Raw genomic sequence first — 24,542 nt, 5'->3', positions numbered from 1 at the left:
CAATTAGTGTGATTTTTCAGGCGAAAAGGGCGAGGAGCCTCGCCCGGAGATCAGTTACGTCGTTCAAAGGCCAGGGCGCGCTTTTCGATCAGGCGCATCATCAGGGTCAGCAAACCGTTAACGCAGAGATAAACCAGACCCGCCGCGGCATAGACCGTGATGTCGTAGGTGCGGCCATAGAGCAACTGTCCGTGGCCCATGACTTCCATCAGGGTGATGGTGTAGGCCAGAGAGGTGCCTTTGAACACCAGTACCACTTCATTGGAGTAGGAGGAGAGGGCGCGTTTAAATGCATACGGCAGCAGAATGCGCAGGGTATCTTTGCGACTCATGCCGAGCGCGGCACACGATTGCCACTGTCCGGAAGGAATCGCACGCACCGCACCGTAAAATAGCTGCGTGGTGTAAGCCGCGCTGTTCAGGGACAGCGCCAGCATCGCGCACAACCAGGGCTGCGACAGTAAATGCCACAGCCAGGGGATCTGCTGGATCGAGGGAAACTGTCCCGGACCGTAATAGATCAGGAAGATCTGCACCAGCAGCGGTGTGCCGGTAAACAGCGTAATAAAGCCTTTGACCAGTGGGTTGAACACCGGCGTTTTCAGCGACAGTACCACGGTGAAGAGCAGCGCCAGCAGCAGGGCCACGACCAGCGAGGCTGCCGTCAGCGTCAGGCTGGTATGCAACCCTTTCAGGAGTTCAGGCAGATAGGCCAGCATTAGCTGTTCCCCCGTTCAAAGCGGGTGGTGCGCAGTTCGATGCGGCGTAACACCGCCTGGCTGAAGAGCGTGATCACTAAGTAGATAGCGGCCGCCACCAGGAACCAGGTAAACGGCTCCTGCGTGCGGGTGGCGATACTTTTGGTTTGCAGCATCAGATCGTTGACGCTAATCAGCGAGACCAGCGCAGTATCTTTCAGCAGCACCAGCCACTGATTGCCCAGACCGGGCAGGGCGTGACGCCACATCTGGGGCATAATCAGCCGGAGAAAGATGGCCGATTTTTTCATACCCAGCGCCTGACCCGACTCCCACTGACCCATCGGCACCGCTTTCAGCGCGCCGCGCAGCGTCTGCGAGGCGTAGGCGGCATAGAGCATCGCCAGCGCAATCACACCGCACAGGAACGGACTGACGTCGAAGTTTTCAATTTCTACCTGAATCGGTAACTGAAACAGGCCGAAATTCAGGGTGAAGCCGTCAGAGAGGGTGAGCAGCAGCTGTGAGGCGCCAAAATAGATAAACAGCACTACCAGAATTTCCGGCAGGCCGCGGATCAGCGTCACCAGGCCGGTGCCAATCCACGCCAGCGGTTTCAGGCGCAGTGACTCCCAGCCAGCGAAAATCATCGCCAGCACCAGGCCAGCGATGAGAGCACAAACAGCAAGGCCGACGGTCATGCCGGCGGCGCTTGCGAGGGTCATCATTTCATTCATCAGAGATTACTGCTGGAACCATTTGCTGTAGATGGTTTTGTACGTGCCGTCTGCTTTGATCTTATCCAGCGCGCCATTGAATCTGGTCTGCAGATCGGTGTTACCGGTACGTACCGCAATGCCCAGGCCGGTACCAAAGTAGGCTTTGTCTGTGACTTTCTCGCCGAAGGCAGCCAGTGCGGCATTCTGCTTCAGCCATTCGTTGACGACTGCGGTGTCACCGAACACAGCATCAATACGGCCATTTTTCAGATCCAGCACCGCATTCTGATAGCTGTCGTAAGGAACGGTGGTGATTTCGCTGTGTTTCTCAGTCAGGTATTTCTGATGGGTGGTGCCGTTCTGGACGCCAACCCGCTTGCCTTTCAGCGCTTCCACGCTGGCGACTTTGCCTTTCTGGGCAACAAACAGCGCGGAGTTGTCATAGTAAGGCTTGGTGAACAGGACCTGTTTTTCACGATCTGGCGTGATATCCATGCCCGCCATCACCGCATCAAAGCGACGGAATTTCAGGCTTGGGATCAGGCTGTCGAACGCCTGATTGGTGAAGGTGCAGGTCGCGTCAATCTCTTTACACAGCGCATTGGCCAGATCGACATCAAAGCCCTGAATCTTGTTGTCCGCATCCACAAACTCAAAAGGAGGATAAGAGGCTTCGGTCGCAAAACGAATCGTCTGAGCCGCCGTAGCGCTCAGGCTAAAACCAGCAAGCAGTGCAGCAAGTACCATTTTTTTCATTTTTAGCATCCTGACTTAGTGCGAAAGATAGTGAGCAAACGCCTCGGTTTGCGGCTGTGTAAAGCGGCTGGCATCGCCCTGTTCCACAATGTGACCGTTCTCCATATAGACGACGCGGCTGGCCGTTTTACGTGCCACCTCCACTTCATGGGTCACAATCACCTGGGTAATGCGGGTCTGGGCCAGTTCGCGAATGATACTGACAATCTGTGCGGTAATTTCAGGGTCCAGCGCGGCAGTCGGCTCATCGAACAGCAGCACCTGTGGCTCCATCATCAGCGCGCGGGCAATCGCCACACGCTGCTGCTGACCACCGGAGAGATGCAGCGGAAAGCGATCGCTGTAGGGCGTCAGGCGCAGCCGGTCAAGCAGCTTGTCGGCACGGGCGCGGGCGTCGCTTTTGCTGAGGCCCAGTACCCGGCAGGGCGCTTCAATCAGATTCTGCAGCACGGTAAGATGCGGCCAGAGGTTGTACTGCTGAAACACCATACCGACGTTCTGACGCAGTTCGCGAATCGCAGCATCGGAGGGTTTCTGGCTGAAGTCGAACTGATTACCGGCAATCTGCAACTGACCTGAACGGGGTTGCTCCAGCAGGTTAAGCACCCGCAGCAGCGAACTCTTACCCGCACCGCTGGGACCCAGCAGTACCAGGGTCTCGCCTTGCGGACACTCAAGGTTAATGTCGAACAGCGCCTGATGAGCACCGTAGAAGCAGTTTATTGCGTTTAGTTGAATACTCATGCGCCAGATTTGAATAGCTATTAGTGTCGCGGATTTTAACGTCACCAGAATAGTTATGCAAATAAGGTGGGTTAAAATTTGTAAAACAGCAGGCTAACCGCAAAAGCTTAGCACAATATCATGCACAGTCTGGGGGCAGCCCGCTGCAGCGGGCCGGACGGCGGAAATAAAAAAAGCGCAGCGCCCGGGGGCGACTGCGCTTCGCTGAACGGATAAGCCTGAGGTTATTTTTTCGATTTCTCAAGCATCTGGCTCAGGCTGCCACCCTCTGCATGCGCAGGGTTGGCCATGTAGCGCACATCATCCACCACCCAGCAACTGCCCTGATGGATCATCAGCACTTCATCCTGCCACTGCTTGCCGTCGCGGCTCAGATCGACCCGCAGCGGGATGTTGCGCGCATCGCGGTTCGGAATGGTGGAAGCATCAGCAACGCTGGCAGCGGTCGGACCCTGTGACAGGCTGGAGAAGAGATCGCCATTGCGCCACTGTGCGCCTGCATTGCTGCCGCTTGCCGACTGCAATGAGTGGTACAGCGCATCACTCAGGTAAGGGCGATATTTTGCCAGGGTGTTGCTGTCGGGCAGACCCTGCGTAGGCTGTTCGATACGCAGGTCGTAAAACTGCTGGGCCACCTGGTCAGGACCGCCTTCAATGCACGGTGCGGTACGTGGGCCATTATCCTTAATGACTGGCTCAACGGTGGTACAGGCGCTGAGCAGCAGGGCTGCCGGGATCATTAGCGCAAACGCGTTGTTTCTCATCTCGATTTCCTTATGGTTCTCTGGCAAGGTGCCCTTTTTAGCATAGAGTATAGCCGTGCTTTTTAGTCGAAAGAGCCTTAGCCCGGTTTTCAACAAGGAGAATGCGATGAAATTTTCAACAACCCCAACGCTGGAAGGTCACAGCATCAGCGAATATTGCGGCGTCGTCACCGGTGAAGCGATTCTGGGTGCCAACATCTTCCGTGATTTTTTTGCTGGCATCCGTGATGTGGTCGGTGGCCGCTCCGGTGCTTATGAGAAAGAGCTGCGCAAAGCGCGAGAGATCGCGTTTGAAGAGCTGGAGGAGCAGGCAAAAGCGCTGGGCGCCAACGCAGTAGTCGGTATCGATATTGATTACGAAACGGTCGGCAAAGATGGCAGCATGCTGATGGTAAGTGTCAGCGGTACGGCGGTGATCATTCGTTGAAACGGTGGCTGTGGCTGATACTGGCGCTGCTGCTGGCGGGCTGCCAGTCCGGGATAGAATCCCGTGACGGCTACTGGGCCGATCTGCGGCATCCGGCGCAGGGCGCGCGACCGCGGGTGAAGGTGATAGTGATCCACTACACCGCCGAAGATTTTTCTTCGTCGCTGGCGACCCTGACCGATCGGGAGGTCAGCGCCCACTATCTGATCCCCCGCCAGCCGCCACAGCGCGCCGGGAAAGGCGTTATCTGGCAGCTGGTGCCGGAGCAGCAGCTCGCCTGGCATGCCGGGCCAAGCTTCTGGCGCGGAGCCAGCCGCATCAATGACACATCGATTGGTATCGAACTGGTGAACCAGGGTTATCGCCGGACCCTGACCGGTCTTGAATGGCAGCCGTTTACCGCTGCGCAGATCACCACGCTGGAGGCGCTGCTGCGCGATGTTGCACAGCGCTACGGCATCGCACCGGAAAATATTGTCGGTCACAGTGATATCGCGCCGCAGCGTAAGCAGGATCCCGGCCCACTATTTCCGTGGCAACAGCTGGCCCAGCGCGGAATGGGTGCCTGGCCCGATGCCCGGCAGGTCGCGTTTCATTTAGCGGGTCAGGATCCGCACGCGGTGGTGCCCGTGGAGCCACTACTGGAAAGTTTGCAGCGCTACGGCTATCCGGTGACGGCAGGGATGAGCGCGCGTGAACAGCAGAGGGTAATCGCCGCGTTTCAGATGCATTTCCGGCCTGCGGATTATCGCGGGCAGCCCGATGCAGAAACCGCGGCGATAGCCGCCGCGCTACTGGATAAATATGGCGCGGCGCAATAGCGGATTATTGGTGTAAAAACGCCTTCCAGTGGGCGACGACCTGCGCCAGCGCCGCACGATCAGCATCCAGATGGGTGACCAGACGGGTGCGGGTTCCTGCGCTGATTAACACCCCGCGCGCCTTCATCCACTCACCTAATGGTTTGACCTGGGTTTCCGGCACCGCCACAAACAGCATGTTGGTCTGCTGATCGATGACCTGAACGCCCAGCTCATGCAACTGCTGTCCCAGCCAGGCGGCATTGTCATGATCCTCCTGCAGCCGCACCACGTTGTGTTCTAACGCATAGAGACCCGCCGCCGCCAGAATACCGGCCTGGCGCATGCCGCCGCCGGTCATTTTACGCCAGCGACGTGCGCGCTCAATCAGCGCCGTGTCGCCACAGAGCAGAGAACCGACAGGCGTGCCCAGACCTTTAGAGAGACAGATTGTCAGGGTGTCGCAGTAGCGGGCAATCGCTGCCAGCGTGGTCTGCTGCGCGACTACCGCATTGAAAATGCGTGCGCCATCAATGTGCAGCGCCAGCTGGTGCTCGCGGGTAAAATTCCACGCCTGTTCCAGATACGCCAGCGGCAGGACTTTACCGTGATGCGTGTTCTCCAGACTCAGCAGACGGGTGCGGGCAAAGTGAATATCGTCCGGCTTGATGGCGGCCGCTACTACGTCGAGCGGCAGCGTACCATCGTCGGCGGCCAGAATTGGCTGTGGCTGAATACTGCCCAGCACTGCCGCGCCGCCCGCCTCATATTTGTAGTTGTGCGCCTGCTGACCGACGATATATTCATCGCCGCGTTCGCAATGGCTGAGTAGTGCCACCAGATTCGCCTGGGTGCCGGTCGGGAAAAACAGCGCCGCTGCTTTGCCGCTCAGCCGTGCGGCTTCCGCCTCCAGCGCATTTACGGTGGGGTCGTCACGGTAGACATCATCACCGGTCTCGGCAGACATCATCGCGCTTAACATGGCGGCACTGGGCCGGGTTACGGTATCACTGCGTAAATCGATCACCCTATGCTCCTGAACGTGGCGAAAGAAAAAAAGGCGGGCATCACGCCCGCCTGGATGGAGTCTCTGTTTTACCGCAGCCAGTTGGTTTTCGCCAGTTCTACCACCTCATCACCGCGACCATTCATGATGGCGCGCAGCATGTAGAGACTGAAGCCTTTAGCCTGCTCCATTTTGATCTCCGGCGGCATCGCCAGTTCCTCTTTGGCGGTAATGACATCCACCAGCACCGGGCCATCGTGGGCAAACGCCTGCTCCAGCGCGCCATTGAGATCGGATGCCTTTTCCACCCGGATACCCCGGATACCGCAGGCCTCGGCGATAGCGGCAAAGTCAGGATTCTCCAGCTCGGTGCCATCGGTGAGATAGCCACCCGCTTTCATCTCCATCGCCACAAACCCCAGCACGCTGTTGTTAAAGATCACCAGTTTGACCGGCATTTTCAGTTGCGCCAGTGAGATAAAATCCCCCATCAGCATGCTGAAGCCGCCGTCGCCACACATTGCCACCACCTGACGATTGCGATCGATCGACTGCGCGCCCAGCGCCTGTGGCATCGCGTTCGCCATTGAGCCGTGGTTAAACGAACCCAGCAGGCGACGTCTGCCGTTCATCTTCAGATAGCGCGCCGCCCAGACGGTCGGTGTCCCGACATCGCAGGTAAAGATGGCGTCATCACTGGCGTAGTGGCTGATCTGCTGTGCCAGATATTGCGGATGTATCGGCTGCTTGTCGTTGGGCTGCGCCAGCTCGTCCAGACTTTTACGTGCCTCTACATAGTGCTTAACCGCGCTGTCGAGATGGCTGCGATCGCTTTTGTGTGTCAGTTGCGGCAGCAGCGCCTGCAGTGTGCTTTTTACATCGCCGACATAGGCCTGATCGACGTGACAATGTGACCCAAGGCTGCCCGGATTGATATCAATCTGGATGATTTTAGCCTTTTCCGGATAGAAGGCGCGATAGGGGAACTGCGTGCCCAGCAATACCAGCGTCCCGGCATTCATCATGGCGTGAAAACCGGATGAGAAACCGATCAGACCGGTCATGCCGACATCATAAGGGTTGTCATATTCGATGTGTTCTTTGCCGCGCAGCGCATGGACGATAGGGGCTTTCAGCGCTTCTGCCAGCGCTACCACCTCCTGATGCGCTCCGGCGCAGCCACTGCCGCACAGCAGCGTAATATCGCTGGCTTCGTTCAGCGTCTGCGCCAGCTGCGCCAGTTCTGCGGGCTGTGGCAGGACCTGCGGCAACTGTGGCGGATACCATTCCGCGCTGGCGCTTTCTGGCGCCAGTTTAAGCGCGACATCCCCAGGCAGCACCACCACCGAGACGCCACGATTCAGAATCGCTTTACGCATCGCGATACCCAGTACCTGCGGGAGCTGCTCAGGGTTCGAAACCAGCTCGCAGTAGTGGCTGCATTCGCGGAACAGCTCCTGCGGATGGGTTTCCTGAAAATAGCCGCTGCCGATTTCGCTGGAGGGAATATGTGCCGCAATCGCCAGAACAGGAACGCGGTTACGATGGCAATCGAATAGACCGTTGATCAGATGTAAGTTGCCTGGCCCACAGGAGCCGGCGCAGACCGCCAGTTCACCGCTGATGTGCGCTTCCGCGCCCGCTGCGAATGCGGCGACTTCTTCATGGCGCGTCGGCATCCATTCAATGGTGCCCATGCGATTAAGACTGTCGCTCAGGCCGTTAAGGGAATCCCCGGTGACGCCCCAGATGCGTTTTACGCCCGCGCTTTCCAGCGTTTTGGCGACCAGCGCCGCGACGGTTTGTTTCATGCTCTTCTCCTTTGTCGGCCCGCCCTGAAGAGTGACGTGACCAGAACCGAAAAAAGAAGCGTAGACGACGCGGCAGAAAAGCAGGCGTGAAAAAATGCGCTGGCAGAGCTCAGCGCATATCAGACAGGATTCAGGCGGAGAAGAGAGCGATGAGAATCGGGGCCAGCAGGCTCATCACAAAGCCGTGCACAATGGCGGCCGGGACGATCTCATTGCCGCCCGCCCGCTGCAGCACCGGCAGGGTAAAGTCCATTGAGGTGGCGCCACACAGGCCCAGTGCGCTGGAGCGATGACGGCCAATCAACGCCGGAATAAGCATGATTGCCACCAGTTCACGTATCAGGTCGTTGAAGAAGGCGGCGCTGCCGATGACCGGACCAAAAGCTTCGGTCATCAGAATGCCGGAGAGAGAGTACCAGCCAAAACCGCTGGCTAACGCCAGACCGGTTTTCAGCGGCACGCCCAGCAGCAACGCCGCAATCATGCCGCCGATAAGTGCGCTGACCAGCACTACGCTGGCAACCAGCAGGCCACGACGGTTCAGAATAATCTGACGCAGCGTCATGCCGCTGCCGCGCAGCTGAATGCCCACCAGAAACAGCAGGAAGATCAGCGCATATTCGCTGGCCGTCGAGGCGTGTTGCAGCAGTGGCCATTGGGTCAGGCCAAGCAGAAAACCGATGACAACCACGCCGCACAGCTTCAGAGAGTCCAGCGCCATATGCAGCCGCGAGGGCAGTTTCTCCTGCCGATGCGCATGCTGCCAGGGAGCATATTTTTCCAGCCCGCGCAGCGCCAGCAGGTTGCACAGCAGAATGCAGAATGCCGCTACCAGCGCGGTGTAAAATACCGCCAGCAGATTGCTGCTCAGGTTGTCGAGAAAGGCCAGGCTGATGCCCATAAAGAACAGAATGACGTAAACCATCCAGCCCAGCAGCTGATTGACCCGGCGCAGGGTTGAAGTTTGACGGAACGGTAGCAGCCAGCCGGCGATCAGCGGCAGAAGAATAATCAGGAGTCCGGAGTACATAGCGATAAGGGCCATCCATGGAGGAAGAGGCCACACGCTAGCGAAAAAGCGTAACGGAGTAAACCCTGAGAAAGCAGCTTGACCGGCTCGCTGGCGGCAACCATGCTGTTTATAAACTGAGGATGGGCGCCTATGATTCTGGAACATATCGACATTCGCGGTTTCCGCGGCATCAATAAGCTCTCACTGCCTTTAACCCAGACCAATCTGCTGATTGGTGAGAACGCCTGGGGCAAATCCAGTCTGCTGGATGCCCTGAGCCTGTTACTTTCGCCCCATGAACCGGCCTATGTTTTTACCGAGGCTGATTTCCATTTCACCCCAGGCGATGTGACCGATGCGATGCGCCGCCTGTCGGTGGTGTTCCACTTTCGCGATGACGGCAACGACCCGGATGCGGTGCTCTCGACCTTCTGGCAGCGTGATGCTCAGGGCCAGCGTCAGCTCTGTTACAGCGTCAGCGCCACCTGGCGTGACAGCGGTATCGAAACCCGCCGCCGTTTTGTTGACCTGAACTATCAGCTGTTGCCTGAGCAGAACTGTGCGGCGGCCATCGATCTTTTGCTGAAACGGTATCCTGTTCTGCGATTGCGCGATGCACGTTTCAGTAAGCGGAGGCGGAGTAGTGCACCGCTCCCCACCGCACATCCTGAGCTACTGGCGGGTATGGAGACGCTGGCGCGCGATCTGGAGCACCATCCGCAACAGCTCAGCGATGAGGTGCTGCGGCAGGGGCTGAAGACGATGCAGCAACTGATGCAGCACTACTTTCTGGTGCAGCCGCCCGATGCGGGCAACGAGGTCAGGCTACGGGATCCTCAGACGCGCGAGGGGGGACAGGGATGGCGGGCGCTGGATCACCTGAATCAGCTGATTGCCGGAACCGACTCCCGCAGTCGTCAGCTGATTCTGCTGCAGATGTTTACCCTGCTGATTGAGGCGCGAGGAGACGTCCCGCTGACCGCCGGTGCCCGCCCGCTGCTGCTGATTGAAGATCCGGAAACCCGGCTGCATCCGATTATGCTGTCGGTAGCATGGAATCTGCTGAGGCTGCTGCCGCTGCAAAAAATCGCCACCACTAATTCGCCGGAGCTGCTGTCGCAGGTGCCGGTGGAAAACGTCTGTCGTCTGGTGCGAGGACCCTCGCGCGTAGCGGCCTGGCGTATCGGTCCGGAGGGACTGAGTGCCGAAGAGAGCCGGCGCATTGGCTTCCATATTCGGGTCAACCGGCCTGCTGCGCTGTTTGCCCGTTGCTGGCTGCTGGTGGAGGGGGAAACCGAAGTCTGGATCATGAATGAGCTGGCGCAGCAGTGCGGTTACAACTTCGCCGCTGAAGGCGTGAAGGTGATTGAGTTTGCGCAGTCGGGGTTAAAGCCGCTACTGAAGTTTGCCCGGCGCATGGGTATCGCCTGGCATGTCCTGACTGACGGTGATCAGGCGGGGAATAAATATGCCAGTACGGCACGCACTCAGTTACAGCCGGGTGAACCGGAGCCGCGTTTTCTGACGCAGTTACCGGCGCTGGATATGGAAAATTTTCTCTATCAGCAGGGTTTTCAGGATGTCTATCATCAGATGGCGCACCTGCCGTTAAACGTTCCGATGAGTTCCAGGCGTATTATTACTAAGGCGATTCACCAGAGCTCCAAGCCGGAACTGGCGATCGCAGTGGCTACGTCAGCGGCGGAACGCGGGCCAGAAGCCATCCCGCTGTTGATGCGGCAGATGTTTGCCCGGGTGATTGGACTGGCGCAGGGCCAGGCAGATTAGGTGACATCGAACAGGAAAATGCCAGCGGCACTGGCTGGCATTTTTGGGTCTTTGTTCAGAAAGGCGATATGTGTCAGGCCACGGCCTGCACCTCGACCGGCACGATCAGGCTGGCGTGATTGCCTTTCGGGCCTTCGTGAACATCGAACTGAACCTGCTGGCCTGCCTTAAGCGTGCGGTAGCCTTCCATCTGAATGGTGGAGTAGTGCGCAAAAATATCTTCGCCACCGCCAATCGGACAGATAAAGCCAAAGCCTTTGGAATTGTTGAACCATTTAACTGTGCCCGTCTCCATGCTTTTACTTCCCTCGCAAGACATTTTATAAGTAGGTGAGGTCATCGAAGCTGTGAGTCGGATTTGATTAAAACTCAATCAGCCTGTGCAGCTAGAATGTAGAGAAAGCGCGGCTGACGTCAAGCAAACCACCGGGCCAGGTGGGGAAAAAATCATCAAAATTTGAGGCAGTTAACGCTATTGCGAATTTTGTGATGCAGGTCGCGCAGGGGAATTTCTGAATAAATTTTCAGCAGCGGCATGCGGCTTGACAGGCATGTTAAACTCTCAATATGTAGCTACTTAAAGGCTAAAAGCAAAATCTCAACGGAACACTATGGCAAACGCAAACGACTGGCTTAACTTTGAACATCTGGCCGAAGATAAAGTACGTGAAGGGTTAAAGCCGCCTTCTATGTATAAAGTCATTCTGAATAATGACGATTATACACCTATGGAATTTGTTATTGACGTTGTACAAAAGTTCTTTTCTTATGATGTTGAACGTGCAACGCAGCTGATGTTGAAAGTTCACTATCACGGCAAGGCGATCTGTGGTGTATTTACTGCAGAAGTCGCCGAAACAAAAGCGGCCCAGGTGAACAACTATGCACGGGAAAATCATCATCCGTTGCTGTGTACGCTGGAAAAGGCCTGAACCCGTCTCCATATAGGAAACAGGTAAGGGCGATAATTGGGGGAGGTGCCTAATGCTCAATCAAGAACTGGAACTCAGTTTAAATATGGCTTTCGCCAGAGCGCGTGAGCACCGTCATGAGTTTATGACCGTCGAGCATCTGTTACTGGCGTTGCTCAGTAACCCGTCGGCCAGAGAGGCACTGGAAGCCTGTACGGTGGACATTGTGGCTCTGCGGCAGGAACTCGAAGCCTTCATCGAACAAACTACGCCCGTGCTGCCTGCCAGCGAAGAGGAGCGTGACACACAACCCACGCTCAGCTTCCAGCGCGTCCTGCAGCGTGCGGTTTTCCATGTCCAGTCATCCGGTCGCAGCGAAGTCTCCGGTGCGAATGTGCTGGTCGCCATTTTCAGCGAGCAGGAGTCGCAAGCGGCCTATCTGCTTCGCAAACATGAAGTGAGCCGCCTTGATGTGGTGAATTTCATCTCTCACGGTACGCGCAAAGATGAGCCCGGCCAGGCGCCAGGCGCAGAAAATCCGGTTAACGAAGAGCAAGCAGGCGGGGAGGAGCGTATGGAAAACTTCACCACCAATCTTAATCAGCTTGCTCGCGTCGGTGGTATTGATCCACTGATTGGTCGCGATAAAGAGCTGGAACGTACCGTTCAGGTGCTATGCCGTCGCCGTAAAAATAACCCGCTGCTGGTGGGTGAGTCGGGTGTGGGTAAAACCGCCATTGCTGAAGGTCTCGCCTGGCGCATAGAGCAGGGCGATGTACCGGAAGTGATGAAAGACTGCACGATCTACTCGCTGGATATCGGTTCCTTATTAGCCGGCACCAAGTACCGTGGTGACTTTGAAAAACGTTTCAAAGCGCTGCTGAAGCAGCTGGAACAGGACGAACACAGCATTCTGTTTATCGATGAGATCCATACCATCATTGGTGCGGGTGCCGCGTCCGGCGGCCAGGTCGATGCTGCGAACCTGATCAAACCTCTTCTTTCCTCTGGCAAGATTCGGGTGATGGGTTCCACCACCTATCAGGAATTCAGCAACATCTTTGAAAAAGATCGTGCCCTGGCGCGTCGCTTCCAGAAGATTGATATCACGGAGCCTTCATCTGAAGAGACCGTGCAGATCCTGAATGGCCTGAAGACCAAGTACGAAGCGCATCACGATGTGCGCTATACCGCGAAAGCGGTGCGCGCCGCGGTGGAACTGGCGGTGAAATATATCAACGACCGTCATCTGCCTGACAAGGCGATTGATGTGATTGATGAAGCGGGTGCGCGTGCGCGCCTGATGCCAGCCAGTAAGCGCAAGAAAACCATCAACGTCTCTGACATTGAAACGGTGGTGGCCCGTATTGCCCGTATTCCTGAGCAAAGCGTGTCAGCAAGCGACCGCGATACGCTGAAAAATCTGGGCGATCGCCTGAAGATGCTGGTGTTTGGCCAGGACAATGCGATTGAGGCGCTGACGGAAGCGATCAAAATGAGCCGTGCAGGTCTGGGTCAGGATCGTAAGCCGGTCGGTTCCTTCCTGTTTGCCGGGCCTACCGGTGTCGGTAAAACGGAAGTCACCGTGCAGCTGGCGAAAGCGCTGGGTATTGAGCTGCTGCGCTTTGATATGTCCGAGTATATGGAGCGTCACACCGTCAGCCGTTTGATTGGTGCGCCTCCGGGTTACGTCGGCTTTGATCAGGGCGGCCTGCTGACGGATGCGGTGATTAAGCATCCTCATGCGGTGGTGTTGCTGGATGAGATAGAGAAAGCACACCCGGATGTCTTCAACCTGCTGCTGCAGGTGATGGATAACGGTATGCTGACCGACAACAATGGTCGCAAAGCGGACTTCCGCAACGTGGTGCTGGTCATGACCACTAACGCCGGTGTCCGCGAGACTGAACGTAAGTCGATTGGCCTGATTCATCAGGACAACAGCACCGATGCCATGGAAGAGATCAAAAAGATGTTTTCTCCAGAGTTTCGTAACCGTCTCGACAACATTATCTGGTTCAGTCACCTGTCACCAGAGGTGATCCATCAGGTGGTCGACAAGTTCATTGTCGAGTTGCAGGCGCAGCTGGATGCCAAAGGCGTGTCGCTGGAAGTCAGCGATGAAGCACGCGACTGGCTTGCTGAGAAAGGCTATGACAAAGCGATGGGCGCTCGTCCGATGGCGCGCACCGTGCAGGACAGCCTGAAGAAACCGTTAGCCAATGAACTGCTGTTTGGTTCGCTGGTGGATGGCGGCTCGGTGTCAGTGGCGCTGGATCGTGAGAAAGGTGAACTGACCTATCACTTCCTGAGTGCTGAAAAACGCAAAACCGAAGGCACGGTGCATTAATCACCTGCTGCAGATATGAAAAAGGCCGGATTAAAATCCGGCCTTTTTTTTCGCTGCAAATTGCAGAGCGATGAGATTACTGCAAATTAGCGACTACGGAAGACAATGCGGCCTTTGCTCAGGTCGTACGGGGTCAGCTCAACGGTCACTTTGTCACCCGTCAGGATGCGGATGTAGTTTTTGCGCATTTTACCGGAGATATGAGCAGTAACCACGTGTCCGTTCTCAAGTTCTACGCGGAACATGGTGTTAGGTAACGTATCCAGTACGGTACCTTGCATTTCAATATTGTCTTCTTTGGCCATCGAATCCTCTGGGTGTACTACCTTTCAGTTGAACCGGCAAGATAATGCCCAATTCAACGATTTATGTAAAGAACCGTCGGCGATTTTGCCAACGCTTTGCCGGGGTGCACGTCAGTCGCGCGCATCCGGTAAAATTAGGGTGTTTATGTGACGTCTGCGGGGGATTAGCGGGCTAAGAATCTGTATCAACCGGTTACACGCGCACGATTGAAAACAGTTCCGAGAGTGCGTTGAGATTCCCAGCCTGGCAATTCCGGCTCGTTATTGCGAAGCGCGGACGACATACCAAACTCGACCATTATACCACTTAATACGCCTTTATGTGTGCAAAACATCTCTGTGCGACTAAAAAAGGGTTTGTGTCTGCCAGCAGCCATCGCTGACAGGCTGGCACGCAAGGCTTTGTACATATTGCAGATAGTCGGCGCGCGGGATCTCCTGCGCCCCCAAAGAGGCCGTATGAGGGTTAAGTACCTGACAATCCACCAGACGGCCCTGATGTCTGAGGAAATGCTGACAAAATACCCAAAGTGCGGTTTTTGACGCATTCTGCTGACGGCTGAACATTGATTCGCCGCAGAAGATTTGCCCCATCGCCAGCCCATACATGCCACCTGCCAGCTGATGTTCGTCCCATACTTCAATGGAGTGAGCGTGGCCCAGTTCATACAATCGCAACCAGGCGCGCTTCATTTCAAAGGTGATCCAGGTGCCTTCCTCACGACCGGTGGCACAGCCCTCGATCACCTCTGCAAATGACTCATTCATCGTCACCCGATAGGGCGAACGGCTGTGGAAACGCTTCATACTCCGGCTGAGATGAAACTGCTCAGGCAACAGCACTGCACGGGGATCGGGCGACCACCAGAGAATCGGGTCGCCAGAGGAAAACCACGGAAAGATGCCGCGCTGATAAGCGTTAAGTAAGCGGGCAGGGGAGAGATCACCCCCCATGGCCAGCAGGCCGTTTGGCTCGCGCAGCGCCATCTCCGGTGGGGGAAATTGCAAAGATTCCCGTGACAGTTGTACCAGTCTCATCGCGTTATGTTACCCATCAGCATTTCGCTAAGACTATAGCGCAATCCGCTGCCGGAAACGCCAGTACCGACCTGCTTTTGAGATTAATTCGGCATGACTTCCCTGTTCCACAATTACGCCATTATCCATCACGCAGATGCGATCCATCTGCTCCAGGCCGCTAAGTCGGTGCGTGACCATTATCACGGTCTTGCCAGCAGTCAGCCGCTGCAGCAGGGTGAAGATATGCTGCTCGGTAGTGGCATCCAGTCCTTCGGTGGGTTCATCCAGCAGCCAGAGATCGCCGTCATGCAGTAACGCACGCGCCAGCGCCAGCCGACGCAGTTCGCCGCCTGACAGCGGGCGACCGCCTTCTCCCATCCAGGCGTTTAATTCTTCCGGGCTCTCAAGCAGGCGCTGCAGGCCGACGTCATTCAGCACGCGGCGTAACTGCTCATCAGTAGCATCGGGACAGGCCAGCAGTAAGTTATCACGCAGGCTCTGACTGAAGAGATGAACCCGCTGAGTCACTACACTGATGCGCTGACGCAGCGCTGGCTCTGACCATGCGGTGATCGGCAGGTCATTCAGACAGATGACACCGTGCTGGCTATCCCAGCCCCGGGTCAACAGCGCCAGCAGAGTGGATTTGCCACAGCCGGTCGGCCCCAGCAGTGCAATGTGTTCACCGGCAGCCACCTTGAGGGTACAGCGGTTCAGTACCTTATCCGGGCGGTCGGGATAGCTGAAGTCGAGCTGATCGATAGCAACCGCGAGTCGTCCTGGCCGGGCGTCTGAATCTGCCGGAAAGGTGATAGCGGGTGACTGATCGATAATGTCATTGACCCGCTGAGCGGCATTTATCACCTGCGACATGGGCAGAAAGGCCCCCGCAACCGGTGCCAGCGCCTCGAAAGCAGCCAGCGCGCAAAACACTACCAGTGCAATCAGCGAGCCGGGCAACTGCTGCTGGCTGATAGTCGCCGCACTGAGCCAGAGCAACAGTGTGACGGTTACGCCGCTGATCAGCAGCAGCAGGCTCTGTGCCGCAGCCTGCAAGCGCTGCTGCTGGCTCTGAGCCTGCTGCCAGCGCTGTTCATCTTCATCAAGTTGCTGACGCCAGCCCCGCGAGGCACCGTACAGGGTGAGTTCAGCCTGAGCCGCCAGCCACTGCATCAGCTGTAAGCGCCAGCGGGCGCGCCCACGGGCAATCGCGCCGCCTGCAGGCGATCCCAGACGGTAAAACAGTGCTGGCATCACCACCAGTGTACTCAGCATAATGCCGCCCAGCGTCAGTGCCAGCTGAACATCGATGAAGCTCATTCCAAGGGTAACCACGACAATCACCACCAGTGCACCGAGCAGCGGCGAGATGACGCGCAGATAGAGGTGATCCAGCGTATCGACATCGGCCACGAAGCGGTTGAGCAGGTCCGCCTGCCGGAACCGCGAAAGCTGGCCCGGCGAAAGGGCCATCAGGCGACTGAATGTGTGGACACGCAGATGCTGAAGAACCCTGAATGTTGCATCGTGGCTGACCAGACGTTCAGCATAGCGTGCGGCAGTGCGAATGATGGCGGCGCCACGCACGCCTGCCGCAGGCAGCATATAGTTGAAGGTATAGAGACCGGCTACGCCTGCCACTGACGAGGCGGCCAGAAACCAGCCTGAAAGCGTCAGCAGACCGATACTGGCCAGCAGGGTAACAATCGCCAGCACGATGCCCAGCGCCAGGCGATAAGGGTGGCGCAGCCAGAGACGAAGAAAAGGACGCAAGGCGGACATCAGCGAATCTCCTGTTGACGATGCTTCAGCATCTCACTGAAAGCACCCGGCTGTTGCGACAGCTGCTGCCAGTTACCCTGTTGCACCAGCTTACCGGCTTCCATTACCCATAGGGTCTGCCAGTGACTTAGCGTATCAATCTGATGGGTTATCATCAGCGTGGTCTGGCGGGCTGCCGCCTGGTTCAGTGCCAGCATCACATGACGTTCACTGAGCGCATCCAGGCTGGCTGCGGGTTCATCGAGCAGCAAAAAATGCGAGGATTTATAGAGTGCGCGCGCGACCGCGACCCGCTGCGCCTGACCCACCGATAGCTGATTACCGCCATCGCCAGGCTGGGTGTCAATGCCCTGGGGCAGACGAGGCAGGAACTCATTGATGCCGCACGACTCCAGCAGCGCCGCAAAACGCTCGTCATCCCAGGCCGCATTCATCACGATGTTGTCGCGTATGGTGGCGGCCGGTAACTGAGGATTCTGTCCTACCCAACTGAGCTGCTGATGCCAGTCACTCCGTCGTATATCGCGGAGTTCAACGCCATTCGCTTTCAGCGAACCCTGATAAGGCAGAAAACCGAGCAGGGCGTTCATCAGGGCCGTTTTACCGGCCCCGCTTTGACCGACCAGCGCAATCTGTTCGCCAGGTGCGAGAGTAAAAGAGAGCGGGCCGCACAACACCTGACCATCAGGCGCACAGACACGCAGATCTTCGGCGGTAAGTGCGATTGAGCGATCGGCAGTGAAAGGCAACTGGCCTTCCTGCGGCGCGGTGGCGGGCGTCGCCTGCATAAAGGCTTCAAGGGCATCGGCACCGCCTACTGCCTGGGCTTTGGCATGATAAAAAGCGCCGAGATCGCGCAGCGGCTGGAAAAACTCCGGGGCGAGGATCAGCACCAGAAAGCCGGCAAACAGCGTCACGCCCTGGCCGTAATCACCGAAATGCAATTCGCCCAGATAGGAGAAACCAAAGTAGACGGCCACCACGGCAATCGCCAGCGAGGCAAAAAACTCCAGTACGGCAGAGGAGAGAAAGGCTAAGCGCAGCACTTCCATGGTGCGCTGGCGAAAATCGGTGGTGGCGGCGGCAACCGCCTGCTGCTCAGCTGCGCCACGATGAAACAGCCGCAGCGTCTCTCTGCCGCGCAGGCGGTCGAGAAAGTTACCGCTCAGGCGGGCCAGCACCAGAAAGTTCCGGCGGTTAGCCTCGGCCGCACCCATCCCGACCAGCGCCATAAACAGCGGAATCAGTGGCGCGGTGGCAAACAGGATCAGACCCGCCGTCCAGTTGAGCGGAAAAATAGTCAGCAGAATGCAGCAGGGGATAAGCACCGCCAGGGTCATCTGCGGCAGATAGCGCGCGTAATACTCCTGCATCTCTTCGATCTGCTCCAGCAGCAGCGTCGCCCAGCTGCCGGCTGGCTTTCCCTGAATCCACGCCGGCCCCAGATCAGATAGCCGGTCTAATACCTGCTGACGTAAAGCCTGACGTATAGCCTGCCCGGCACGATAACCGGTCAGTTCGCGGGCATAGTTAATCAGGGCGCGGAGCACAAAGCAGAGCAGTAACAGCAGGATGCTGACAGTCAGCGCTTCACGCGGCTGCTGGTCAATAATCAGAGCCTGCAGCAGCGAGGCCAGTAAACCCGCCTGAGCAATAATCAGAAGTGCACTTGCCATGCCCAGCAGGGTGTTGAGTCGCAACCAGCGACCGGCGAAATGACGTTGCTGACGAAGCCAGCGGGTAAGATGCTGCTGCCGCGATTTGTCCATGCGAGACCATGATGAATGTCGATGACGGGTGAAAATGGAAAGACATTTCCATCTCTTCAGGCGCAAGAATCTAGCATGAGAGCAATAAAAAAGGCGACGGAAAAACCGTCGCCAGGAACATTTGAGATCAGAGGGTTAACAACTTACTGATCGTTTTTAACCAGTCCGTCAAGAAAGCGCTCAGCGTCTAACGCGGCCATACAGCCGGTGCCCGCAGAGGTGATCGCCTGTCGATAGATATGGTCCATCACATCGCCTGCCGCAAAGACGCCAGGGATGCTGGTCTGAGTGGCGTTGCCGTGCAGACCTGACTGAACTTTGATGTAACCGTTCTCCAGCGCCAGCTGACCTTCAAAAATGGCCGTATTCGGGCTGTGTCCGATAGCAACAAAAAGACCCGCCACCTCCAGCGCTTCTGTCTCATCACTGTTCTGGGTAGAACGCAGCGTCAGACCGGTGACGCCCATCTGATCGCCCACCACTTCTTCCAGTGTGCGATGGGTGTGCAGCACGATATTGCCATTGCGCACTTTTTCCATCAGACGGTCGATCAGGATCTTCTCTGCGCGGAAGCTGTCACGGCGGTGAATAAGGTGCACTTCAGCCGCAATATTCGCCAGGTAGAGCGCCTCTTCCACAGCCGTGTTACCACCGCCAATCACCGCAACTTTCTGGTTGCGATAGAAGAAGCCATCACAGGTTGCACAGGCAGAGACGCCTTTGCCTTTGAAGGCCTCTTCGGAAGGCAGACCGAGGTAGCGCGCTGACGCACCGGTGGCGATGATCAGGGCATCTGCCGTGTATTCGCCGCTGTCACCCGTGAGGCGGAACGGACGGTTCTGCAAATCGACGGTGTGAATGTGATCGAAGATGATCTCAGTATTAAATTTTTCGGCATGCTCATGCATCCGCTCCATCAGCGATGGACCTGTCAGATCGTGCGGGTCGCCCGGCCAGTTCTCCACCTCGGTGGTGGTGGTCAGCTGTCCGCCTTTTTCCAGACCCGTGATCAGTACCGGGTTCAGGTTGGCGCGTGCAGCATAAACGGCTGCGGTATAACCCGCTGGGCCAGAGCCCAGAATGAGTAACTTACTGTGTTTGGCCGTACTCATGCGTTCCTCAGTTTCATTCGGCTGACATAGCCTGCGATTGTAGGGAATATCCGGCGACAATGACAAGGCTTCGGCAATTTTGTTAACGATAGCTGCAAACGGCGTAGACGATGAGCGACGGTTTTGCCTGGCCAATGCGCCAAAAGGGGGCAAAACTCGGGTCAGAGGGGTGCAATAGTGGAAAAATAGTCATTTAAAAACAGATACCCAGCGGACTGTCTGGCATCTTGTCCTGAATTTGGTGATTTTACTTTGACAATCGCCTGCGCTTTTGCGAAAACATTATCAGAAGCGAATAACATTTATCGGAACAAAACAGGTTTTCATCGCCCGTTTTGCACGTAACGCCGAATAAAAGCAGCCTGATATGGATATTGACGCATGATGTGGACAGACAACATGCGTCATATCGATAGGTGTCAGAACACAGGCTCTGTTAGCTCACTTCAGAAATGCCCCGAACAATGAGCGTTTTCAGGGCGTGGCAGGTAAAGGGAAGGAATTAAGAGAGACAATAATAATGGTAGACAATAAGAAACGCCCCGGGAAAGACCTCGACAGAATTGACAGGAACATTCTGAATGAACTTCAGAAAGATGGTCGCATTTCAAACGTAGAGCTTTCCAAACGCGTAGGCTTATCGCCTACGCCATGTCTTGAACGCGTGCGTCGTCTCGAACGTCAGGGATTTATTCTTGGCTACACCGCGCAGCTGAACCCGCACTATCTGGATGCGTCGCTGCTGGTGTTCGTTGAGATTACTCTGAATCGTGGTGCACCGGATGTGTTTGAGCAATTTAACGCCGCTGTGCAAAAACTTGAGGAAACTCAAGAGTGTCACCTCGTTTCCGGCGATTTCGACTACCTGCTGAAAACGCGCGTACCTGATATGTCAGCCTACCGTAAGCTGCTGGGTGAAACCCTGTTGCGCCTGCCGGGCGTAAACGACACGCGTACGTATGTGGTGATGGAAGAGGTTAAACAGAGCAATCGACTGGTGATCAAAACTCGCTGATGCGGGGCAGGTGCAAAACCTGTGAGATTTCGGTACACTCCTGTGCATTCATACAGGATCAGCGTCGGGCTCGCCCGGCGCTGTTGCTTCTTACTTTACAGGCACCTGGAGAGTCCTCTTGAGCCAGGAATATACAGAAGATAAAGACGTTTCGTTACAATCGATGAGCAGTGGACGTCGTCTGCTGGAAGCGATGCTCATTCTGGTGGCGCTGTTTGCCATCTACCTGATGGTTTCTCTGGTCAGTTTTAACCCTTCCGACCCGAGCTGGTCGCAAACGGCCTGGCATGAACCTATCCATAATATCGGCGGCAGCGTCGGTGCCTGGCTGGCTGACACCTTACTCTTCATCTTTGGTGTGATGGCGTATGCCATTCCGCCCGTCATCCTGGGACTGTGCTGGATTGCTTTCCGTCAGCGCGACAGCCAGGACTACTTTGACTACTTTGCCGTCGGGCTGCGCTTAATTGGCGTCCTCGCGCTGGTGGTGACGACCTGTGGTATGGCGGCGCTGAACGCCGATGATATCTGGTACTTTGCCTCGGGCGGCGTGATCGGCAGCCTGGTCAGTAATGCTATTGCACCCTGGTTCAGTCCGGCTGGCGGCACGCTGATGCTGCTCTGCGTCTGGGCGGCGGGTATTACCCTTTACACCGGCTGGTCATGGCTCACCATTGCAGAAAGAATTGGTGGCGTGGTCATGGGCGTACTGACGTTTGCCAGCAACCGCTCACGTCACGATGAACCCTGGCAGGAAGAGGATGACGAGCGGGACGCGCGTGAATACGCGGATGTGCCTGAGCTTCATGCCGCCGATCAGGATGATGATGTGCTGCTTTCTGCCCCACGTGCAGCTGCTGAGCCTGCGGCGTCACAGCAGGATCCGCTGCTGGCTAAAGCTGCAGCAGCCACCAGTGCGGCAGTCGCGGCTACCGCTGAAGCCGCCGAGGTGACTCTTGCCCCGGCAGCCACGGTGACGCCTGCACCTGCTGCTGTCGCCGCACCTGCTGCTGCGGTTACAGCTTCGGCGCCTGCCGCGTCAGCGACATCCATCCCTGCATCGCCGTCTGCACAACCTGCGCCTGCGTACGCACAGAGCGCGCCAGCTCCGCAGAGTGTGGCGAATTCCCCGACGCCGGCGCAGAGTGCTTCTGCACCCGCAGACTCACCACCGCTTTATCATTTTGAAATGCCAGACGACGCTCCGGTTACTCCGTCGTTCAGTGCTTACGACGACGATGAACCTAAAATGGGTAACTGGCGGGATACGTCGGTCATCCCTGCGGCATCTGCAGCAGCGGCAGCCGCTGCAACGGCAGCTCAGGTAACAACGCGTACTGCGCCTGTTTTTGATTTAGCCCCTGAAACCAATCTCAATCCGCAGGTTAAACAGGGTATCGGTCCGGCACTGCCGCGTCCTAACCCGGTAAAACTGCCAACCCGTCGTGAGCTGGCCTCTTATGGTATTAAGCTGCCTTCTCAGCGCATGGCAGAAGAGAAAGCGAAAACGGAAGAGACCGAACCGGTCAGTGCTGGATCCGTTTCCTCTGCTCCGGATGCTGAAGAGGCGCTGCAGCAGGCTGAACTGCGTCAGGCCTTCCAGTCTGAACAGCAGCAGCGTTACGGCACCAGCTGGCAGCAGGATGAGGAAGATGAGCAGGATGCACAGCAGCAGGATGCACTGGCGCGTCAGTTCGCCGAGCAGCAACAGCAGCGCTATGAGCCAGAAGTGAAAAAAGAGCCGGTATTCAATATTGATCCCGCCTCAGCGTTTGATTTTTCACCGATGAAAGATCTGGTAGATGACGGTCCTTCTGAACCGCTGTTTACCATTGCGGCGACGCCAGAACCTGAAGCCCCGGCGGTTTCGCACGAACCCTGGCAGCAGGTGAGTGAGGTTTCAAGACCTCAGGCTCCGGCTCATGTTCCTGCACCAGCCAGCTTTGCCCCGGCAGAGCCTGCCTATAGCGCGCCGGCAGCACCGTCTGAACCTGACTATGCTGCACCTGCGGCAACCTCTGCGTCCGCTTATGGTGCCCCTGCGGCTCCTCAGGCTCCGGCTTACGCTGCGCCTGCCTATGGCACGCCACCGGCAGCGCCGGTTCAGCCGGTGGAAGAGGCGAAACCTTCACTGCATGACAGCCTGATTCATCCATTCCTGATGCGTCACGAGCAGCCGCTGGAGAAACCCTCCACGCCACTGCCTTCGCTGGATCTGCTGACCGCACCGCCTGAAGAGGAAGAGCCGGTTGATATGTTCTCGCTGGAGCAGACGGCCCGTCTGGTGGAGTCACGCTTAGGCGATTATCGCGTCAAAGCGGAGGTGGTTGGTATCTCGCCTGGCCCGGTTATTACCCGTTTCGAACTCGACCTGGCACCGGGCGTGAAAGCGGCGCGTATCTCCAATCTGTCCCGCGATCTGGCGCGTTCGCTGTCGACGGTAGCGGTTCGTGTGGTGGAAGTGATCCCAGGCAAACCTTATGTAGGTCTGGAACTGCCAAACAAGCATCGTCAGACCGTCTATCTGCGTGAAGTGCTGGATTGCCCTAAATTCCGCGACAACCCTTCACCGCTGGCCGTCGTGCTGGGTAAAGACATTGCCGGTCAGCCGGTGGTGGCCGATCTGGCGAAAATGCCACACTTACTGGTCGCCGGTACCACCGGCTCCGGTAAATCTGTGGGCGTAAACGCCATGATTATCAGCATGCTGTATAAGGCGACGCCGGAAGAAGTTCGCTTCATCATGATCGACCCGAAAATGCTTGAGCTGTCGGTCTATGAAGGTATTCCGCATCTGCTGACCGAAGTTGTCACAGACATGAAGGATGCTGCCAATGCGCTGCGCTGGAGCGTCGGTGAAATGGAGCGTCGCTACAAGCTGATGTCGGCGCTGGGCGTGCGTAATCTGGCGGGCTACAACGAAAAAGTGGAACAGGCCGAAGCGATGGGTCGTCCGATTCCCGATCCGTTCTGGAAACCGGGCGACAGCATGGATATGACGCCGCCGGTTCTGGAGAAGCTGCCTTATATTGTTGTGATGGTCGATGAGTTTGCTGACCTGATCATGGCAGTCGGTAAAAAGGTGGAAGAGCTGATTGCGCGCCTGGCACAGAAAGCCCGTGCTGCCGGCATCCATCTGGTACTGGCGACACAGCGTCCATCTGTGGATGTCATTACCGGTCTGATCAAAGCGAACATTCCGACGCGTATCGCCTTTACCGTTTCCAGCAAAATTGACTCACGTACCATTCTCGATCAGGGCGGCGCGGAGTCATTGCTGGGTATGGGTGACATGCTCTACATGCCGCCGAACTCCTCGCTGCCGATTCGTGTTCACGGTGCGTTTGTTCGTGACCAGGAAGTGCATGCAGTGGTTCAGGACTGGAAAGCGCGTGGTCGTCCGCAATATATCGACAGCATTACGGCGGGCGAAGAGAGCGAAAATGCCGGTGGCATCGACAGTGATGAAGAGCTCGATCCGCTGTTCGATCAGGCGGTCGGTTTTGTGGTCGATAAGCGCCGTGCGTCGATTTCAGGCGTTCAGCGTCAGTTCCGCATCGGTTATAACCGCGCGGCACGTATCATTGAACAGATGGAAGCGCAGGGCATTGTTTCTGCACCAGGACACAATGGTAACCGTGAAGTGCTGTCGCCACCGCCACACGATATGTAGTGGCTAAATGTTTTGAAACACAACGCAATGAGCCAGTTCCGACTGGCTCATTGTTTTTATACGGTTAAACCCCATATCTG

Annotated in this window: 21 protein-coding genes; 7 read left to right on the top strand and 14 right to left on the bottom strand. The window is 56.7% G+C overall.

The window, feature by feature from the left end; all coding sequences use genetic code 11:
- Positions 1–50 precede the first annotated feature (50 nt).
- The 5 genes from artM to ACR8BN_RS12740 form a co-directional block, all read right to left on the bottom strand.
- On the bottom strand, positions 51–719 hold the full coding sequence (artM, locus tag ACR8BN_RS12760) for an arginine ABC transporter permease ArtM (RefSeq protein WP_031593159.1): 669 nt from the start codon (positions 717–719) through the stop codon (positions 51–53).
- Positions 719–1,435 (bottom strand): arginine ABC transporter permease ArtQ, encoded by a 717-nt coding sequence (gene artQ / locus ACR8BN_RS12755; RefSeq protein ID WP_010254430.1) that lies wholly within the window; start codon positions 1,433–1,435, stop codon positions 719–721. Before artQ ends, artM begins: the two co-directional genes overlap by 1 nt.
- 6 nt (positions 1,436–1,441) lie before the next feature.
- Positions 1,442–2,173, bottom strand: coding sequence for an arginine ABC transporter substrate-binding protein (artJ, locus tag ACR8BN_RS12750; RefSeq protein WP_434746992.1), 732 nt, complete (start codon positions 2,171–2,173; stop codon positions 1,442–1,444).
- Positions 2,174–2,188: 15 nt separating this feature from the next.
- Positions 2,189–2,917 carry an arginine ABC transporter ATP-binding protein ArtP gene (gene artP / locus ACR8BN_RS12745; protein WP_010254433.1) on the bottom strand — a complete coding sequence of 243 codons (729 nt, stop codon included), beginning with the start codon at positions 2,915–2,917 and terminating at the stop codon, positions 2,189–2,191.
- A 224-nt stretch (positions 2,918–3,141) separates the two neighbouring features.
- Positions 3,142–3,681 (bottom strand): lipoprotein, encoded by a 540-nt coding sequence (locus ACR8BN_RS12740; RefSeq protein ID WP_031593155.1) that lies wholly within the window; start codon positions 3,679–3,681, stop codon positions 3,142–3,144.
- A gap of 106 nt (positions 3,682–3,787) precedes the next feature.
- Here ACR8BN_RS12740 and ACR8BN_RS12735 point away from each other — a divergent pair, with 106 nt between their 5' ends.
- Both ACR8BN_RS12735 and ACR8BN_RS12730 read left to right on the top strand, forming a co-directional pair.
- A complete protein-coding gene (locus ACR8BN_RS12735; RefSeq protein WP_003849304.1) occupies positions 3,788–4,108 on the top strand; it encodes a heavy metal-binding domain-containing protein in 321 nt (106 codons plus the stop codon).
- Positions 4,105–4,929 (top strand): N-acetylmuramoyl-L-alanine amidase, encoded by an 825-nt coding sequence (locus ACR8BN_RS12730; protein ID WP_039387627.1) that lies wholly within the window; start codon positions 4,105–4,107, stop codon positions 4,927–4,929. The genes ACR8BN_RS12735 and ACR8BN_RS12730 overlap by 4 nt, the downstream gene beginning before the upstream one ends.
- Positions 4,930–4,933: 4 nt before the next feature.
- Here ACR8BN_RS12730 and ltaE read toward each other — a convergent pair whose 3' ends face one another.
- The 3 genes from ltaE to ACR8BN_RS12715 all read right to left on the bottom strand — a co-directional run bounded on the left by ltaE (position 4,934) and on the right by ACR8BN_RS12715 (position 8,755).
- On the bottom strand, positions 4,934–5,935 hold the full coding sequence (gene ltaE / locus ACR8BN_RS12725; RefSeq protein ID WP_434746991.1) for a low-specificity L-threonine aldolase: 1,002 nt from the start codon (positions 5,933–5,935) through the stop codon (positions 4,934–4,936).
- Positions 5,936–6,003: 68 nt separating this feature from the next.
- Positions 6,004–7,725 (bottom strand): ubiquinone-dependent pyruvate dehydrogenase, encoded by a 1,722-nt coding sequence (gene poxB / locus ACR8BN_RS12720; RefSeq protein WP_434746990.1) that lies wholly within the window; start codon positions 7,723–7,725, stop codon positions 6,004–6,006.
- 130 nt (positions 7,726–7,855) lie between these two features.
- Positions 7,856–8,755 carry a lysine exporter LysO family protein gene (locus tag ACR8BN_RS12715; protein ID WP_031593151.1) on the bottom strand — a complete coding sequence of 300 codons (900 nt, stop codon included), beginning with the start codon at positions 8,753–8,755 and terminating at the stop codon, positions 7,856–7,858.
- Between the two features lie 132 nt (positions 8,756–8,887).
- Here ACR8BN_RS12715 and ACR8BN_RS12710 point away from each other — a divergent pair, with 132 nt between their 5' ends.
- A complete protein-coding gene (locus ACR8BN_RS12710) occupies positions 8,888–10,525 on the top strand; it encodes a DUF2813 domain-containing protein (protein ID WP_434746989.1) in 1,638 nt (545 codons plus the stop codon).
- A 73-nt stretch (positions 10,526–10,598) separates the two neighbouring features.
- On the opposite strand, the gene cspD is transcribed toward ACR8BN_RS12710, so the two are convergent.
- Positions 10,599–10,820 carry a cold shock-like protein CspD gene (gene cspD, locus ACR8BN_RS12705; protein WP_010254451.1) on the bottom strand — a complete coding sequence of 74 codons (222 nt, stop codon included), beginning with the start codon at positions 10,818–10,820 and terminating at the stop codon, positions 10,599–10,601.
- Positions 10,821–11,136: 316 nt separating this feature from the next.
- On the opposite strand from cspD, the gene clpS reads away from it, so the two are divergent.
- Together clpS and clpA are read left to right on the top strand one after the other, a co-directional pair.
- Positions 11,137–11,457, top strand: coding sequence for an ATP-dependent Clp protease adapter ClpS (clpS, locus tag ACR8BN_RS12700; protein WP_031593149.1), 321 nt, complete (start codon positions 11,137–11,139; stop codon positions 11,455–11,457).
- Between the two features lie 52 nt (positions 11,458–11,509).
- Positions 11,510–13,786, top strand: coding sequence for an ATP-dependent Clp protease ATP-binding subunit ClpA (gene clpA, locus ACR8BN_RS12695; protein WP_031593147.1), 2,277 nt, complete (start codon positions 11,510–11,512; stop codon positions 13,784–13,786).
- Between the two features lie 86 nt (positions 13,787–13,872).
- Here clpA and infA read toward each other — a convergent pair whose 3' ends face one another.
- The 5 genes from infA to trxB form a co-directional block, all read right to left on the bottom strand.
- A complete protein-coding gene (gene infA, locus ACR8BN_RS12690; protein WP_002211347.1) occupies positions 13,873–14,091 on the bottom strand; it encodes a translation initiation factor IF-1 in 219 nt (72 codons plus the stop codon).
- 345 nt (positions 14,092–14,436) lie between these two features.
- Positions 14,437–15,129 carry a leucyl/phenylalanyl-tRNA--protein transferase gene (gene aat, locus ACR8BN_RS12685; protein WP_010254921.1) on the bottom strand — a complete coding sequence of 231 codons (693 nt, stop codon included), beginning with the start codon at positions 15,127–15,129 and terminating at the stop codon, positions 14,437–14,439.
- A gap of 33 nt (positions 15,130–15,162) precedes the next feature.
- Positions 15,163–16,893 carry a heme ABC transporter ATP-binding protein/permease CydC gene (gene cydC, locus ACR8BN_RS12680; RefSeq protein ID WP_425032490.1) on the bottom strand — a complete coding sequence of 577 codons (1,731 nt, stop codon included), beginning with the start codon at positions 16,891–16,893 and terminating at the stop codon, positions 15,163–15,165.
- On the bottom strand, positions 16,893–18,662 hold the full coding sequence (gene cydD, locus ACR8BN_RS12675; RefSeq protein ID WP_425022103.1) for a heme ABC transporter permease/ATP-binding protein CydD: 1,770 nt from the start codon (positions 18,660–18,662) through the stop codon (positions 16,893–16,895). The genes cydC and cydD overlap by 1 nt, the downstream gene beginning before the upstream one ends.
- 143 nt (positions 18,663–18,805) lie before the next feature.
- Entirely contained in the window at positions 18,806–19,774 is a 969-nt protein-coding gene (gene trxB / locus ACR8BN_RS12670; protein ID WP_003849329.1) for a thioredoxin-disulfide reductase, read from the bottom strand.
- 520 nt (positions 19,775–20,294) lie between these two features.
- On the opposite strand from trxB, the gene lrp reads away from it, so the two are divergent.
- On the top strand, positions 20,295–20,789 hold the full coding sequence (gene lrp / locus ACR8BN_RS12665) for a leucine-responsive transcriptional regulator Lrp (RefSeq protein WP_006118610.1): 495 nt from the start codon (positions 20,295–20,297) through the stop codon (positions 20,787–20,789).
- Between the two features lie 118 nt (positions 20,790–20,907).
- Positions 20,908–24,462 carry a DNA translocase FtsK 4TM domain-containing protein gene (locus ACR8BN_RS12660; RefSeq protein WP_434746988.1) on the top strand — a complete coding sequence of 1,185 codons (3,555 nt, stop codon included), beginning with the start codon at positions 20,908–20,910 and terminating at the stop codon, positions 24,460–24,462.
- Positions 24,463–24,542 lie beyond the last annotated feature (80 nt).

Source organism: Pantoea sp. Lu_F5_004 (assembly GCF_051136245.1).
In the GTDB taxonomy this organism is placed as follows: domain Bacteria; phylum Pseudomonadota; class Gammaproteobacteria; order Enterobacterales; family Enterobacteriaceae; genus Pantoea; species Pantoea agglomerans.
The sequence above is the reverse complement of the archived record's forward strand: the minus strand, read 5'-3'. Positions and strand labels throughout refer to the sequence as shown.